Source organism: Arthrobacter cavernae, assembly GCF_017368795.1.
Classification (GTDB): Bacteria; Actinomycetota; Actinomycetes; order Actinomycetales; family Micrococcaceae; genus Arthrobacter; species Arthrobacter cavernae.
On record NZ_JAFNLL010000028.1, the window covers coordinates 1 to 15641 of the forward strand.

General features: G+C 66.3%; 15 protein-coding genes and 1 pseudogene. 8 read left to right on the forward strand and 8 right to left on the reverse strand.

The window, feature by feature from the left end; all coding sequences use genetic code 11:
- The 6 genes and pseudogenes from J1902_RS11890 to J1902_RS11915 all read right to left on the reverse strand — a co-directional run.
- Window positions 1-233, reverse strand: a pseudogene (locus J1902_RS11890) (pyridoxal 5'-phosphate synthase lyase subunit PdxS); the annotation flags it as partial.
- A 214-nt stretch (window positions 234-447) separates the two neighbouring features.
- The gene (gene pgsA, locus J1902_RS11895) at window positions 448-1077 is read right to left on the reverse strand and encodes a phosphatidylinositol phosphate synthase (protein WP_207616471.1); all 630 of its coding nucleotides are present in this window, start codon (window positions 1075-1077) and stop codon (window positions 448-450) included.
- On the reverse strand, window positions 1067-1660 hold the full coding sequence (locus J1902_RS11900) for an HIT family protein (protein WP_207616472.1): 594 nt from the start codon (window positions 1658-1660) through the stop codon (window positions 1067-1069). The genes pgsA and J1902_RS11900 overlap by 11 nt, the downstream gene beginning before the upstream one ends.
- Window positions 1661-1678: 18 nt before the next feature.
- The gene (thrS, locus tag J1902_RS11905; RefSeq protein WP_207616473.1) at window positions 1679-3688 is read right to left on the reverse strand and encodes a threonine--tRNA ligase; all 2010 of its coding nucleotides are present in this window, start codon (window positions 3686-3688) and stop codon (window positions 1679-1681) included.
- A 120-nt stretch (window positions 3689-3808) separates the two neighbouring features.
- Complete coding sequence (locus J1902_RS11910; protein WP_207616474.1) at window positions 3809-7324, reverse strand: DNA polymerase III subunit alpha; 3516 nt, start codon at window positions 7322-7324, stop codon at window positions 3809-3811.
- A complete protein-coding gene (locus J1902_RS11915; RefSeq protein WP_207616475.1) occupies window positions 7321-7695 on the reverse strand; it encodes a hypothetical protein in 375 nt (124 codons plus the stop codon). Before J1902_RS11915 ends, J1902_RS11910 begins: the two co-directional genes overlap by 4 nt.
- A 247-nt stretch (window positions 7696-7942) precedes the next feature.
- Here J1902_RS11915 and J1902_RS11920 point away from each other — a divergent pair, with 247 nt between their 5' ends.
- The 4 genes from J1902_RS11920 to J1902_RS11935 all read left to right on the forward strand — a co-directional run bounded on the left by J1902_RS11920 (window position 7943) and on the right by J1902_RS11935 (window position 10950).
- Complete coding sequence (locus J1902_RS11920) at window positions 7943-9229, forward strand: MFS transporter (protein WP_207616476.1); 1287 nt, start codon at window positions 7943-7945, stop codon at window positions 9227-9229.
- Window positions 9189-9566 carry an ArsR/SmtB family transcription factor gene (locus J1902_RS11925; RefSeq protein WP_207616477.1) on the forward strand — a complete coding sequence of 126 codons (378 nt, stop codon included), beginning with the start codon at window positions 9189-9191 and terminating at the stop codon, window positions 9564-9566. Before J1902_RS11920 ends, J1902_RS11925 begins: the two co-directional genes overlap by 41 nt.
- 61 nt (window positions 9567-9627) lie before the next feature.
- Complete coding sequence (locus tag J1902_RS11930) at window positions 9628-10257, forward strand: hypothetical protein (protein WP_207616478.1); 630 nt, start codon at window positions 9628-9630, stop codon at window positions 10255-10257.
- 84 nt (window positions 10258-10341) lie between these two features.
- Complete coding sequence (locus tag J1902_RS11935; protein WP_207616479.1) at window positions 10342-10950, forward strand: copper resistance CopC family protein; 609 nt, start codon at window positions 10342-10344, stop codon at window positions 10948-10950.
- A gap of 175 nt (window positions 10951-11125) precedes the next feature.
- Here J1902_RS11935 and J1902_RS11940 read toward each other — a convergent pair whose 3' ends face one another.
- Window positions 11126-11971: a PhzF family phenazine biosynthesis protein gene (locus tag J1902_RS11940; RefSeq protein ID WP_207616480.1), complete on the reverse strand. Its 846-nt coding sequence runs from the start codon at window positions 11969-11971 to the stop codon at window positions 11126-11128.
- Window positions 11972-12140: 169 nt separating this feature from the next.
- Between J1902_RS11940 and J1902_RS11945 the strand changes: the two genes are divergently transcribed.
- On the forward strand, window positions 12141-12530 hold the full coding sequence (locus J1902_RS11945) for a hypothetical protein (protein WP_207616481.1): 390 nt from the start codon (window positions 12141-12143) through the stop codon (window positions 12528-12530).
- A 19-nt stretch (window positions 12531-12549) separates the two neighbouring features.
- Here the strand turns inward: J1902_RS11945 and J1902_RS11950 are convergent, their stop codons facing one another.
- On the reverse strand, window positions 12550-13299 hold the full coding sequence (locus J1902_RS11950; protein WP_207616482.1) for an SOS response-associated peptidase: 750 nt from the start codon (window positions 13297-13299) through the stop codon (window positions 12550-12552).
- A gap of 150 nt (window positions 13300-13449) precedes the next feature.
- Here J1902_RS11950 and J1902_RS11955 point away from each other — a divergent pair, with 150 nt between their 5' ends.
- From J1902_RS11955 to J1902_RS11965, 3 genes are all read left to right on the forward strand, one after another.
- A complete protein-coding gene (locus J1902_RS11955; protein ID WP_207616483.1) occupies window positions 13450-13707 on the forward strand; it encodes a mycoredoxin in 258 nt (85 codons plus the stop codon).
- Window positions 13708-13872: 165 nt separating this feature from the next.
- The gene (locus J1902_RS11960; RefSeq protein WP_207616484.1) at window positions 13873-14958 is read left to right on the forward strand and encodes an S-(hydroxymethyl)mycothiol dehydrogenase; all 1086 of its coding nucleotides are present in this window, start codon (window positions 13873-13875) and stop codon (window positions 14956-14958) included.
- The gene (locus tag J1902_RS11965) at window positions 14955-15599 is read left to right on the forward strand and encodes an MBL fold metallo-hydrolase (RefSeq protein WP_207616485.1); all 645 of its coding nucleotides are present in this window, start codon (window positions 14955-14957) and stop codon (window positions 15597-15599) included. The genes J1902_RS11960 and J1902_RS11965 overlap by 4 nt, the downstream gene beginning before the upstream one ends.
- Window positions 15600-15641: the final 42 nt, after the last annotated feature.

The following is a 15641-nucleotide window of genomic DNA, read 5'->3' on the forward strand; positions in this document are numbered from 1 at the left end:
GCCTCGACGAAGTGGCCGATGCGGGCCTTGGCCATGACCGGGATGGACACGGCGGCGATGATCGCGTCGATCATGTCCGGGTCGCTCATGCGGGAAACGCCACCCTGGGCGCGGATGTCGGCCGGGACGCGTTCGAGCGCCATGACCGCGACGGCACCGGCATCTTCGGCGATGCGGGCCTGCTCGACGTTGACGACGTCCATGATGACGCCGCCCTTCAACATCTCCGCCATGCCACGCTTGACGCGGTTGCTGCCGGTGACGGGAACCTGAGCTGAAGTCTCTTCACTGCTGGACACAAAAAGCCCCTAGGAGTAGGTAAAAGGAGTACATCTCATCATACGGTGCAGACGGGTGGCCAAACTCACCAGCCACGTCATGCGGCGTTGCACTGGTGTCGACAGGCGGTGCGTACTGGTGCACTGGCGCCGCGCGGGGCCCGCAGTGCTATGCGGAGGCCGCGCCTTCGGCTGCGGCCATCGCCTGTCTGCGGACAGCCGCCATGCGTTGGGCGATGGTGACCGCGCTGGCCACTGCAAGCAAAACGAGGGTCACCAGCAGCACCACCGGGGGCAGTCCGAGGCCGGTTAGTCCGGCGACCAGCAGGACGGAGGCAAGCCGTTCGGCCCGTTCCGCGATGCCCACATTGGCGGAAAAGCCCAGCGATTCGGCCTTCGCCCGGGCGTAGGAGACCACCATTCCCAGGACGAGGCAGACGATTGCGGAAACCGCGATGGGGCGGTCCGCGCCCTCGGTGAAGAACCAGATGGTCAGCCCCATGAAGATGGCGCCGTCGGCCGCCCGGTCAAGGGTGGAATCGAGGAAGTTGCCCCAGCGGCCGCTGGCACCCAGCTGCCGGGCCATGATGCCGTCCACAACGTCGGAGAACGCGAAGACCGCAACGATCAGCGAACCCCACCACAGCTGGCCCATCGGGTAGAAGACCAGGGCCCCCACCATGACTCCGGCGGTGCCCACCACCGTGACGGCGTCCGGAGAGACTCCGATCCTGAGCAGCCAGCGGGCAAGAGGGGTAAACAAGGAGGTGAAGAAACCGCGTGCATGCCTATTGAGCATTCGACTCCCCCGGCCAGGCTTCCGAAACAAGCCGGCGGACCTCGTCTAGGGTCTGGGTGATGGCCTTGGTCTGGGCGATGATCGGGAAGAAGTTCCCGTCACCGCCCCAGCGCGGCACCACGTGCTGGTGCAGGTGGGCAGCGATGCCCGCCCCGCCGGTGATGCCTTGGTTTATGCCCAGGTTGAAGCCGCTCGGGTTGGAGACCTTGCGGAGCACACGCATGGCGGTCTGCGTGAGTTCGGCGAACTCCGCCGTTTCCTCTGCCGTGATGTCCGTGTAGTCGGGCACATGGCGGTACGGGCACACCAGGAGGTGGCCCGGGTTGTACGGGAACAGGTTGAGCACCACGTAGCAGGTTTTGCCCCGGTAGACGATCAGGGATTCCTCATCGCTGCGCTGCGGAGCCACGCAGAACGGGCAGTCGTCCTTGCCCTTGAACTGGTCCTGCCCGCCCTTGATGTAGGCCATGCGGTGCGGAGTCCACAGGCGCTGGAAAGCGTCCGGGACACCTGCCAGACCGAAGTCATCGGTTGCTTCGGCGTCGCCCGGATACTCGCCTGACGCGCCTGTGTTCTCCTGCACCGTCCTGGATCCGTCCTGTCAGCTCTCGCGGTTCTTGACGGCGTCGACGATCCGGCGGACCGCCTCGGACACGGGCACGCCGTTGTCCTGGCTGCCGTCGCGGAAGCGGAAGGAAACCGCGCCCGCTTCGGCGTCTTCGCCGCCGGCGATCAGCACGAACGGGATCTTGTCCTTGCTGGCGGTGCGGATCTTCTTCGGGAAGCGGTCGGAGGAAATATCAACCTCCGCACGGATGCCTGCCGCCTTGAGCTGGTCAACGACGTCGAACATGTAGTCATTGAAGGCCTCGGCCACCGGGATGCCGACCACTTGGACGGGAGCCAGCCAGGCCGGGAAGGCGCCGGCGTAGTGCTCGGTGAGCACACCCATGAACCGCTCGATCGAGCCGAAGAGGGCACGGTGGATCATGACGGGGCGCTGGCGCGTGCCGTCGGCGGCCTGGAACTCGAGTTCGAAACGCTCAGGCAGGTTGAAGTCCAGCTGGATGGTGGACATCTGCCAGGTGCGTCCCAGGGCGTCCTTTGCCTGGACGGAGATCTTGGGGCCGTAGAACGCGGCTCCACCCGGGTCCGCTACCAGTTCCAGACCGGATTCCTCGGCCACCTCGGCCAGGGTGCGGGTGGCTTCTTCCCAGGCGGCGTCCTCGCCGACGGACTTCTCCGGGTCCTTGGTGGACAGCTCCAGGAAGAAATCGTCCAGGCCGTAGTCCTTCAGCAGGTCGAGCACGAACTTCAGGGTCTTGGTGAGTTCGTCCTTCATCTGCTCGCGGGTGCAGTAGATGTGGGCGTCGTCCTGTGTCATGCCGCGCACACGGGTCAGGCCGTGCACCACGCCGGACTTCTCGTAGCGGTACACCGAGCCGAATTCGAACAGGCGCAGCGGCAGTTCACGGTAGGAGCGGCCGCGGGAGCGGAAGATCAAGTTGTGCATGGGGCAGTTCATCGGCTTCAGGTAGTAGTCCTGGCCGGGCTTGCGCACGGTGCCGTCTTCATTGAGCTCGGCGTCGATGTGCATGGCCGGGAACATGCCGTCCTTGTACCAGTCAAGGTGCCCGGAGACCTCGTAGAGGTGGCCCTTGGTGATGTGCGGGGTGTAGACGAACTCGTAGCCGGCCTCCACGTGGCGCTGGCGGGAGTAGTCTTCCATCTCCTTGCGGATGATGCCGCCCTTGGGGTGGAACACGGGCAGGCCGGAGCCCAGCTCGTCCGGGAAGGAGAACAGGTCCAGTTCGACGCCCAGCTTGCGGTGGTCGCGGCGCTCGGCCTCGGCAATGCGCTCCTGGTAGGCCTTCAGGGCGTCCTTGGTGGGCCAGGCCGTGCCGTAGATGCGCTGCAGCTGCTGGTTGTTCTGGTTGCCGAGCCAGTACGCGGCCGAGGACCGGGTCAGGGCGAAGGCGTTGGAGATCAGCTTGGTGTTGGGCAGGTGCGGGCCGCGGCACAGATCGCACCAGACGGAGTCCCCGCTCTTGCGGTCCACGTTGTCGTAGATGGTGATGTCGCCGGCGCCGACCTCGACGTTGACGCCTTCACCTGCGCTGGCGGCGTCGTTCTTCTTGCCCAGCAGCTCGAGCTTGTACGGTTCGTTCTTCATGGCCTCGCGGGCCTCGTCCTCGTTGACCACGCGGCGCACGAACTTCTGGTTCTGGTTGATGATTTTCTGCATCATCTTTTCCAGCTGGCGCAGGTCTTCCGGGGTGAACGGCTCGGCGACGTCGAAGTCGAAGTAGAAACCGTCGGTGATGTACGGGCCGATGCCGAGCTTGGCGTCGGGGCGCAGCTGCTGCACGGCCTGGGCCATGACGTGTGCGGTGGAGTGGCGCAGGACGTTGAGTCCGTCCGGGGAATCAATGGTGACGCCTTCAACCTGCGCGCCTTCGGGCAGCGTCTGGTCAAGGTCCTTCAGAACGCCGTCGACGCGGGCCACTACGACGTCGCGGCGCTCAAAGAAGAGTTCCGCGCCGGTAGTCCCCTCCGTCACCTTGGTCTCTTCGCCATCGACGATGAGGGTGATCTGTTGGGCATCTGACACGGGTGTCTCCTATTCATGGTGGAGGCTTCATAGCTTGTGGCGTACGGGGACCACAGCCAGCCATCGTCAATCGTATCCGCTTCGGCGAGGGCGGCCAAAGCAGGCGCCGCCGCGCCGGATTCAGCTGCCAAGGCCGGTGATCGCGAGGTTGCGGGAGATGCCGTCGAGGGGTCCAGGATGCGTGAATTCCTCCGGGATCCCGACGCCGGCGGCCGGGTTTTGGCCCAAGGGCAGCGTTTCGGGGCGGCTGAGGTCCCAGGCCATGCTGGCGCTGAGGCTGATGCCTCTCGGTCCGGTGCGGCGCGTGGTCCCCCTGATCAGCAGCAGCCGCGTCCCGAACAGCAGCGGTCCGGACTGTTCCTGGGCTTCGTGGAAGAAGACCGTGTCCACGCAGCCGGTGCCGTCGTCGATGCTGATGAAGACCACCCGCCGGCCGCCGCGCATGGGCGGGGTCTGCGTGGCGATGCGGACGCCGGCCACCAGCACCTCGCTGCCGTTGCGCAGGCCGAGGAGCTTGTCTGCGGTGGTGACGCCCAGCCGGTCCAGCAGCGGCCGGTGGCTCTCCATGAGGTGTCCGCTCGCGTCCACCGCCATAAGGTCCAGTTCGGCGCGCACGTTGTCGACCATGGTGGGCTCGGGCAGTTCCGGCGCCAGGTTCCGCAGTTCCACATCACCCAATGGCAGGGCCAGTTGCCCTTCAACAAGTTCGATGCCCTTCCTGGAAGGCCGGTTCTGAAGCATCTGCAGGTGGTGCACAAGATCGGCCCGGCTGGCTGCTCCCCCGGAGTCCCGGTGAAGCGCATCGAAGGCACCCAGCTGGGCGAGCCGTTTGATATTCGGCTTGCTCACGCGCGCCCGGGCCCGGAGATCGGCGAGTGAGTCATAGGGCTGCCCGGCCACGATGCGCTTCAGTTCCGTGCCGGAGAGCCCGTAGATGCCGGTCAGGCTCAGCCGGATTCCCAGCTTGCCGCGCTCCGGGCCTCCCTCGATCCGTTCCACCCGGTATTCGGCCCGGCTCCGGTTGATGTCCAGCGGCAGGATGGGAATCCCCAGGCGCCGGGCCTCGGCCATGAGCAGCCGCTTGGGGTACATGCCGGGATCGTGTTCCCACAGCCCGGCAAGGAATGCCTCCGGGTGGTGCGCCTTCAGCCAGGCCGACTGGTAGGTGGGCACCGCAAAGGCGGCTCCGTGGGCCTTGCAGAACCCGAAGCTGCCGAAGGCCTTCAAAGTCCCCCAGACCTTGTCCACCACCTCGGCCGGGTAATTCCGCGCCCTTGCCTCGCGCCGGAAGATTGCCTCCACTTCCGGTTCCGCTTCGCTGCCCAGCAGGCGGCGGTACTCGTCGGCCTTCGCCAGCCCGCACTGGGTCATGACGTCGAAGGTCCTCAGGATCTGCTCGTGGAACACCGTCACGCCATGGGTCTCCTGCAGCACCGGCTTCAGGTCGGGATGCGGGTAGACCTCAGGCGCGAAGCCGTGCCGGTGCTCCAGGAACGGGCGGACCATGTCCGATTTCATGGGTCCTGGCCGGAACAGCGAGATGTCGATGATGAGGTCGTTGAAGTCCCGCGGCGCCATCTTGCCCACGAGCTCGCGCTGGCCGGGCGACTCAATCTGGAAACAGCCCAGCGTGTGGGTGCTGCGGATCAGCTCGTAGGTGGGTTCGTCATCGAGCGGCACGGCATTGAGGTCGATGGTGCCGTCCGTGAAAATGTAGTCCGGGCCGGTCCCGTCCGGGCCTGTCGGGTGCCGTCCCGCTTCCACCACCTCGGCTTTGGAGGGGTGCAGCCGGATGACCTCACGGACGGCGAAGGCCATGGCGCTCTGCATCCGGACACCCAGGACGTCGAGCTTGAGCATGCCCATGGGATCCATGTCGTGTTTGTCGAACTGGCTCATGGGCAGCCCCAGCCCGCTTGGCTGCACGGGGGTCCGGTCCAGCAGCGTGGCGTCCCCCAGGATCACCCCGCACGGGTGCATGGAGATGTGCCGCGGCAGCCGGTCCAGCCGTTCGGTGAGGTCCACGAGCATGTCCAGCTGTTCGTTCTCCTCCATGCCGCCCTGCTCCCCACGGCCGGCTTCCACCCGCCCTGCGAAGTCCCGCAGTTCGGGCTTCTCCACAAGCGCTTCGCGGAATTTGCGTGCCGAAAAGCGCCACAGCTGCTTGGCAATTTCGCCGACGTCGCCGTCGTCCATGCCCAGCGCGAGACCGGCGTCCCGCACAGCCCCGCGCGCCCGGTAGCCGTTCTGCATGCTCATCAGGGTGACCCGTTCGGCGCCGAAGCGTTTGAAGATCATCCTGTACACCTTGTGCCGCTCGGCGCTTTCGACGTCGATGTCGATGTCCGGCAGTGTGGAGCGGTCCCCGGAGAGGAACCGCTCGAAAATGAGGTCATGCTGGAGCGGGTCCACCTGGCTGATGCCGGTCAGGTAGTTGACCAGGCTCGAGGCCCCGGAGCCGCGGGCCGCCGAGCGGACACCCATCCCGGTGATCATCTTCGAGACCTCGGCCACGGTGAGAAAGTAGGAGGCGAAACCGAGATCGCCGATGATCGCCAGTTCGTGCTCAAGCCGCGAGCGCATGCGCTCTTTGGCCTGGCCGCTGATTCCCGGGAACCGCCTGGTGATTCCGGCATCGCAACGCTGGGACAGCTCCCTGAGCGGGTCTCCCCCAATGCCGATCACTGAGGCTTCCGGGACAAGCGGCTGCTTCCAGCCCATGTCCAGGACGGGGTCAATGCGGCATGTGTCGGCGAGCGCCTCGGTTTCGGCCAGCAGCGTGCCCAGGGCGGCCGCACCGTAGCCTGCGGCGCCGATGATTTCCTTGCCCAGTTCCAGCATCTGTTCCGCGGATTTCAGCCAGCCCTGCCCGTTGGGCTGGAGCATCGGCGCCGCCGAAAGTTCCGGGAGCGATTTCAGGGTGCGCGCCGATTCCAGGACGTCCGCCGTGGCGGCGCCGTCTTCGGCGCAGTAGCGCACGGCGTTGCTCAGCACGGCGGGGACGTTGTGTTCGTAGGCGAGCTTGAGCATGCGGACGGCGTGTGCCGTGCTGTACGGCTCCCCGGGGGCGCTGAGTTGGGTGACGGCCTCGGCGGCGATGGTTCCGGGTGGCATGGCGTCGAGCCAGCGTTTGAAAAGGGTCCGGGGGCGAAGGTAGCGCCGCCCGCCCATCGCGCGTCCGACGTCGGAGTCCGGCCCGATCAGTACCGTCAGCACCGGTTCCAGGGTTTCGGGGTGCAGGGTCCGCGATGCCAGCTCCGCCCGGGTCACGGCCACGGGGACGGGCCCGCCGGCCTTCCCCGAGGTGCGGGCATGGGCGTCCGAGACCAGACGGCACAGGGCCCGGTAGCCGGCGCCGTTGTTGTGGCCGTGGGCCAGTACGACGACGCGGCCCGCCACCTGGGTGCGGTGGTCGCCGTCGTCGTCGAAAACCGCGAGGTCGACGCCCACGATCGGATCGATCCCGGCTTCCATGCAGGCTTTCAGGTGCTTGACGGTGCCGTAGAGTCCGTCGCGGTCCGTGCAGGCGAGCGCGGTGGCTCCGTCTGCGTGCGCGGCCTGGGCGAGTTCCTCGGGCCAGGACACCCCGTAGTGGGCGCTGAAGGCGGTGGATACATGCAGGTGGGTGAAGCTCATGCGTACTGTGCCGGTTCGTCCGGTTCCGCGGTCCGGGACTGGGCGGCGTCGTGGATGCGCAGCAAGCGCCAGCGTCCGCTGCCAACGTGCCGGACGAGGTCGAGGGTGAGCGGGGGCTCCGTTGCGGCGTCCCCGGCTTCCCGGGTGCGGGGGTCCGGCGAGCGCTTGAGCTGCACCCGCCAGATCTCGTGGTCCACCAGGCCCGCACCGCTTCCCAAGGGGGCGCGGCTTTCCTCCACCCACCACTGGCGTCTTTCATACCAGCGCAGCGGATCGGCGCAGACCACATAGCTGAGGCCCCTCCACCGGAGTTCCGCCGGCTGGCCGTCGGGTGTGCAGTCGACATCGATGGACTCGCTGAATATCCCCACAGGCGCACCTTCCTGATTCATTCCCCGGCAACGTTCCGGGCAGGCCCCGGGGACAGAACCGCTGCCGTATCGCGGAAACCATCAATAATTCGAATATATGTTCGAATAAATCCAGTTTACGCAAAGGCTCTGACAAAACCCATTCCCCGCCATGTTGCATCGCCAGGCCCAGCAGGGGAGTGGGCGCTAGAATTTAAGTGCACATATATGCACGTATGCACTTAATTGGCTTGAAGGCGGGATCCCCATGCTGTCCGTTTTGCGGGATGAGACGTACCGGCGGTTGTTTTCGGCGCAGATCGTGGCCCTGGTGGGGACCGGTCTGCTGACGGTGGCGCTGGGGCTGTTGGCGTTTGATCTAGCCGGCAGCAATGCGGGGGCGGTGATGGGCACGGCGCTGACGATCAAGATGCTGGCCTACGTGGGTTTCGCTCCGGTGATCAACGCGTTGGTGGCGCGGTTGCCGAAGAAGCCGGTGCTGGTCGGCGCGGACCTGGTGCGGGCGGCGATGGCCTTGTGCCTGCCGTTCATCACGGAGGCGTGGCAGATCCATGTGGTGATCTTCCTGCTGCAGTCGGCGTCGGCGACGTTCACCCCGGCCTTCCAGTCCCTGATTCCTACGGTGCTCAAGGATGAGCGGGACTACACCCACGCGCTGTCCTTGTCCCGGCTGGCCTATGACATGGAAGCACTCGTCAGCCCGGCCGCGGCGGCCCTGCTGCTGAGCATGGTCAGCTACAACAGGCTGTTCCTGGGCACCGTGGCCGGGTTCCTGCTCTCCGCCGGCATGGTCGCCATCACCGCCCTGCCCAAAGCCGACCTTGGTGCGGGAACGCCGGGATCGCTGTGGCACCGGACCACCCTGGGCGCCCGGATCTTCTGGAACACCCGCCGCCTGCGGTCCCTGCTCGCCCTGAATCTGGTGGTCGCCGCTCCGACAGCCCTGGTGCTGGTCAACTCCGTGGTCTATGTCAGGGAGTTCCTGCACCGGCCCGAGACGGACCTGGCCCTGGCCTTGGCCTGTTTCGGGGTCGGGTCAATGATCGTGGCGATCTCGGCGCCGCGGGTGCTGGAGCGTTTCGGGGACCGGGCCGTGATGCTCACCGGAGCAATACTGATCCCGGTGACCCTTGCCGGCGCCACGGCAGTCACCGTCCTGGCCGACCCCGACGCTGGATGGTGGTGGCTGCTGGGGCTGTGGTTCCTGCTCGGCGCCGGCAATTCAACCATCCTCACTCCGTCCTCACGGCTGCTGAGGGACGCCTCCACGGAACAAACCCGGCCGTATGTGTTCACCGCCCAGTTCTCGCTCTCGCACGCCTGCTACATCCTCGCCTACCCGCTGGCCGGATGGCTCGGCGCGGCCGCCGGCCTGGGCCCGGCTGCGGCAGCGCTGACAATCCTTGCGATACTAGGCAGTGCAGGAGCATTCCTGTCCTGGCCCGGGCGCACCGTCACGGGAGCCAGGGAACCCGTCACGAAGGAGCACAGCGTTGAGCAGCCAATCGAGCAGCCCGTTCCGCGACGCTCCTGACGAGCCCTCGCTGTTCCACCCGGTCACACCCGGGCCGGAGCTGCTCGAGAACGCTGCCGGCACACTGCGGATGCTGGCCGAACCGACCCGCCTGCACCTGCTCTGGCAACTCGCCCAAGGCCCGAAGACCGTCACCGAGCTCGTAGACGACGCCCTTGTTCCGCGGACAGTGGTCAGCCAGCACTTGGCCAAACTCAGGCTCAGCGGACTCGTGGACACCCGCAAAGACGGCCGGCACGTCATCTACTCCCTCCACGACGGCCACCTGCTCCGCCTCATCCAGGAAACCATCAACCACGCCGACCACCAGGTCACCGGCGAACCCACCCACGACTGACCCACCGGGGATTCAGTCACGGCACCGGGCAGCCGACCCTCCGCACGTGAAAGGCCGGACCATGCACCAACACGCACCCCTGCGCTTTCTGCGTGCCTGCCTGATCAGCACCGCCACCGTCGCCCTCGCAGCCGCCGCGCACACCGCCGCCGGCGGGCACCTGCCCGACACCCACATCCTTGCCCTGCTCGCAGTCCTGTCCCTGGCCCCGGTCATGCTGCTCTCCCGATACCGGCTCGGCCTCGCGGCCATGACCGGAATCCTCACGACCAGCCAAACCGCCCTGCACCTGGCCTTCACGGCCCTCGCCGGAACCACAGGACACTGCACCGGCCCGGGAATTCCCGGACACGGACACCACCAGGCCTTCGCCATCCCGGACTGCGCGACCGCCGGTGACCTTGTTTCAGGACATTTACTCGCCGGGCTGCCCGGCGCCTCCATGCTTGCCGCGCACGCGCTCGCCACCGCCGCCACCGCGCTGTTGCTGGCCCACGGCGAAGCCACCCTCTGGCAGCTGGTGGCATGGCTCAAACCACTTGCCGCAATCCTGCGCCCCATCGACATGCCTGCCCGCGCCCGAATCCGGTCCCTGCGGAGTGAGTCCGTTGCGGTGCCGCACCCCGGCCTGCGGATTCCTGCCCTCAGAGGCCCGCCGCAGCTGCCCCTCAGGACACACCCGTCCTTCTGAGCGCCCGGCGCCCACCTCACTTCTATTGACAGTCTTTAAGTCTGCCCGCACAGCGGGTTCAGGCCGTCCTGAAAGGACACACCCATGAGCTTTTCCCTCCGCCGCGCCCGGATGACCGGCGCCGCCTTCGCAGCCCTTGCCCTGACCGCGCTCCTGGGAGCCGGCCCGGCCCACGCCCACGACGCCCTGGCCTCCTCCAACCCCGCCGGCGGGCAAACCATCACCACCAACCCGGGCAAAGTCTCCATCACCCTGACCAAGGCGCCGGACACCAAACTCCCCGGCTCGAACATCATCAGGGTCACCGCCCCCGATGGACATGTCGTCAGCACAGGAGACATCACCGAGGACGGCGCCACCCTGAGCATCGACGCCGACATCGACCACCCCGGCAAATACACCGTGGACTGGCGCGCCGTCTCCGCCGACGGGCACCCTATCGAAGGAACCTTCTCCTTCACCTACGCCGGAGCCGAAGACGCCACTTCTGCACCCGCCTCACCCGCGGCCAGCACGACCCCCGCGGCCCCATCGTCTTCAGCGTCGGCTTCGGAGCAGCCGGCTTCGACACCAACAGCGCAGACCAGCCCGGACAACACAGGACTCCTCATCGGAACCGGCGCCATCATCCTGGGCCTGGTCGCCGTCGTGATCTACCTCCTCACCCGCCGCAACAAGGCCCGAACCAAGTAGCAACCCAGCTCCCATCACCAACGAGAAGCCCCGTCCGGACCTGCACCGGGCGGGGCTTCGTGCGCCCGATCTCTGGCGACAAAACAAGCTGGGCCATTCGGAGGAAACCTACTCGGAGGTCCATCAATAGAATGATCAGTCGGCAGCCGGATTGCTGGCGTCGAGGGACGCGGATTCAGAAGGAGACCTGCCCCCTGATGATGGTGCGGCTGATGCCGCCGACCCAGACGCCGTCAGCTTCCACGCTGACGGCCAGCCGTCCGCCGCGTCCGAGCACTGTGCCCTGTTGGACGGTGTAGCTGCCGCTGACCACGCCCTCATCGCAAAGCCATTGAGCCAGTCCGGCATTGACACTGCCCGTCACGGGGTCTTCGTCCACGTTGTGGCCTGGCGCGAACGCCCGGACTTCGAAATCGGCCGGCCCATCCTCGCCATATGCACCAATGACACCTATGTTGAGCTCATCCATGACGCCGAAGTCGGGGCGGAGGTCCAGGACCTCCTGAGCCGATTTCAGGCGGATTCCGATCCACCCAGGGCCGTTGTCGACCCAATTGCTCCCCAGGACCTGCCCGGGCTGGAGGCCAAGGCTTGCGATTGCCTGCTCAAGCACGGACACCTCCACCTGCCCCGATCTGCGCAGCGGGGGCCCAGCGAAGGACAGTTCATCGCCCGAGCGCCGGATGGTGATCAAGCCGGCCCCGCACTCCTGCACCAGATGCGCCGCAGCCTGTGGCTGCCCGCCCGTATCCAGCCAGGCGTGGGCGGATCCGAGGGTCGGGTGTCCGGCGAAGGCGACTTCAGTCCTCGGAGTGAAGATGCGGAGCTTGTAGTCTGCCGCCGGGTCGCTTGGCGCCAGCAGGAAGGTGGTCTCCGACAGGTTCGTCCAGTTGGCGAAGCTCTGCATCTGCTGGGTGGACAAGCCCTCTGCGTCATGGACGACCGCCACCGGGTTGCCGGCCTTGGGTCCAGGAGCGAAGACATCCACCTGGGAGAAGAGTCGTTGGGGTACGGAGGTCATGGGGTTCTTTCTCTTGCTATGGAACAGCGGCTGTTTTGCACGCTTCAGCACCACAATAATTTCCAACTGGCCTTGAAATAAAGGTCCAGTTTGGAAAACTGGCAAGCCGACGGCGGACTGTCGAAACTGAGGGCTGGACGGCGCGGGGAGGACAGAGCAGGATTGAGCCATGAGCACCCATGACGCACTCCTGAAGCAGGCCAGCCTCACGGCCACAAACGCCACCGTGGTGGCCAAGTTCGAGATCGACGGCAACATACCGGGTTCCGGTGCGTATGTCGTGGGCCTCGTCGCCTCCAGCGAGGACCACTCCTCCCAGCGCCGGCTGGGCATTGAATTCATGAACGGCGAGGCAATTGCCTTCTACTGCTTCAACCACGCACAGAGCACGGAGGAGAACTACGACCTCAAAGGCGTGGAGCACTCCGGCAACACCATCACGGGCCATTTCCCGGCGTCGGCCATCCACGGGCTCGGCAAGGGGCACCTCATCACGGCCTTCAGCGAGGCGGACGGCCGCGAGTTCCAGGCGGGCGTTGCGGTCTCCGAAGCCCTCTAAGGAACCGCGCGCCGGAGCGCTAGAAGAGCCCTTCCACGGGCTTGATCAGCTCCGGCGAATCGTTGCGGACATTCCCGACGGCGGTACCCACCGCGTCGAGCGTCCAGCCGGACGCGGCGTCGTGGGCCCCTGATCGGACCATGTCCAGCAACCCGGCGGCGTCGTCTGCCTGCGGATCCAGCCACGCCTCCATGGTTTCGGTGCTCATGGGCAGGGGGACGCGGTCATGCAGGGCTGTCAGCTCATCGAAAACGGAGGCGCCGGTCCGGGAGGTCGGCGTATCCGCGGTGACGATGGACGTTGAGAGCAGCCAGCGCAAGGGATCTCCGGATTCCTTGCCGGGGTCCTTCCACCATTCATACACCCCGGCGAAGACCATGCCCTGGCCGTCGGCAGCGTGCACATAGTACGGCTGTTTGCTCTTGCCGGGCCCCTGCTTCCATTCGTAGTAGCCGTCGGCCGGCACGGCACAGCGGCGGGAGACCGCGGCCTTGCGGAACGACGGTTTTTCCAGAAGCGTCTCGCTGCGGGCGTTGATGAGCCTCGCTCCGCCCGACGGATCCTTGGCCCATGACGGCACCAGTCCCCAGCGCGCAACATGCAGTTGCCGTTTCACCGCTCCCTCGACGAGCCGCTCCAGGACAATGGGAACCCTCGCCGTAGGGGCAACATTCCACGATCTGGCCACTTCCAGATCGTGCTCGAGTTCGGCGTCGAATTGAGCCAGCAGGTCCCCCACGGCCCGTGCCATGACATAGCGTCCACACATGCGTTCAGTCTGCCGCGTCCCGCCGGCATGCACCAGCACCCCGCGCCGGAATCCGAGCACGTCACGCAGCGCCCCGCACAAAACGGAATATCCGCGGCCGGGTTACCGTTGACGTGGAAGACCCACCATTCAAATACTCAGGAGAGCTCTGTGGATTTCACCCCCGAATCAGGCACCATCACCATGTTTTCGACCACCTGGTGCGGCTACTGCAATCGGTTGAAGAAGCAGCTGGACGCCAAGGGCATCGGCTACAAGGAGATCAACATCGAGGAGGTCGAGGGCACCGCGGCACTGGTGGAGCAGCTGAACGGCGGCAACCAGACGGTCCCCACGGTGCTCTTCCCGGACGGCACGGCCGCCACCAATCCCTCCGCAGCAGAGGTTGAAGCGCGCCTCGCCGCCTGATTCCGTGAGCCGCCAGGGTCCGGGCGGATGCCGTCTGTCATACAAGACACCATTGCGCCCGGACTCCGGCCGGCACCATCCCCTTGTCTGTCCTCTGTGATAGACAGTTTGAGATCGATATCGGACGGCGAGTCCGTATTCCGCAATGCTCTTAAGGGGAGATTCATGGTCCATGCAGTCAAAGGCGTTGTTGTCCGTTCCAAGGGCGCACCGGCCACTCTGGAAACAATTCTGGTTCCGGAGCCGGCCCCGGGCGAGGCCCTGGTGGACATCCTCACCAGCGGTGTGTGCCACACCGACCTTCACTACAAGCTGGGCGGCATCAGCGATGATTTCCCGTTCCTGCTCGGACACGAGGCCACGGGCGTGGTCAGTGCCGTGGGCGCCGGCGTCACCGAGATCGAACCCGGTGACCGCGTCGTCCTGAACTGGCGTGCCGTCTGCGGCAACTGCCGGGCCTGCAAGCGCGGCCAGGCCCAGTATTGCTTCAACACCCACAACGCGACCCAGAAGATGACGCTCGAGGACGGCACCGTACTCTCGCCGGCCCTCGGCATCGGGGCGTTCATCGAAAAGACCCTCGTGGCCGCCGGGCAGTGCACCAAGGTGGACCCCGACGCCGATGCTGCCGCCGTCGGGCTGCTTGGCTGCGGTGTGATGGCCGGCCTCGGTGCCGCCATCAACACCGGCGGCGTCAAGCGCGGCGACTCGGTGGCCGTGATCGGCTGCGGCGGCGTGGGCGTGGCCGCCATCGCCGGTTCCGCCCTTGCCGGCGCCACCACCATCATCGCCGTCGACATCGACGCCAAGAAGCTCGAGCGCGCCAAGGAACTCGGCGCCACCCACACCGTGGACTCTTCCCTGGGCGACCCTGTGGAGCAGATCCGGGCACTCACCGGCGGCTTCGGCGCGGATGTGGTGATCGACGCCGTCGGCCGTCCCGAAACGTACAAGCAGGCCTTCTACGCCCGCGACCTCGCCGGCACTGTGGTCCTGGTGGGTGTCCCGACGCCGGAGATGACCCTCGAACTTCCCCTTCTGGATGTTTTCGGCCGCGGCGGCTCCCTCAAGTCTTCCTGGTACGGCGACTGCCTGCCGTCCCGGGACTTCCCCATGCTGGTGGACCTCTACAAGCAGGGCAAGCTCAACCTCGACGCCTTCGTCACCGAACGCATCGGCATTAACGAGATCGAGGCAGCGTTCGACAAGATGCACGCAGGCTCCGTCCTCCGCTCGGTGGTAGTGCTGTGACCCGCACAACCGGCAGCATCAGGATCGACCGCGTCGTCACGTCCGGGACGTTCTCGCTCGACGGCGGCACCTGGGAGGTGGACAACAACGTCTGGATCGTCGGCGACGACTCCGAGTGCATCGTGATCGATCCGGCCCACGATCCCGCAGCCATCTTTGAGGCGGTGGGCGGACGGACCGTGAAGGCCATCCTGCTGACCCACGGGCATGACGACCACATCGCGTCGGCGGGCGCGTTCTGGGACCTGGCCAAGGCCCCGATCCATCTGCACCAGGCCGACTGGATGCTCTGGCGGGCGGTGTACCCGGAAATGGACCCGGACGCCGTCATCACCGACGGCCAGACCTTCGCCGTTGCCGGCGTCCAGCTCAAGGCCATCCACACGCCCGGGCACTCCCCCGGCTCGGTCTCGTTCCACCTGAAGAGCGAGGGCACACTGTTCAGCGGTGACACGCTCTTCCAGGGCGGCCCGGGCGCCACGGGACGGTCCTACAGCGACTTCCCGACCATCATCGATTCCATCCGGACCCGTCTCCTGGCGCTGCCGGAGGAAACCGTGGTGCTGACCGGCCACGGGGATTCCACCACCATCGGTGCCGAGGCGCCGCAGCTGGAGGAATGGATCGCCCGCGGGCACTAACTGAGCAGTCCCGGCGACAAGCCCAGCGGCAGTCGCGAAGCC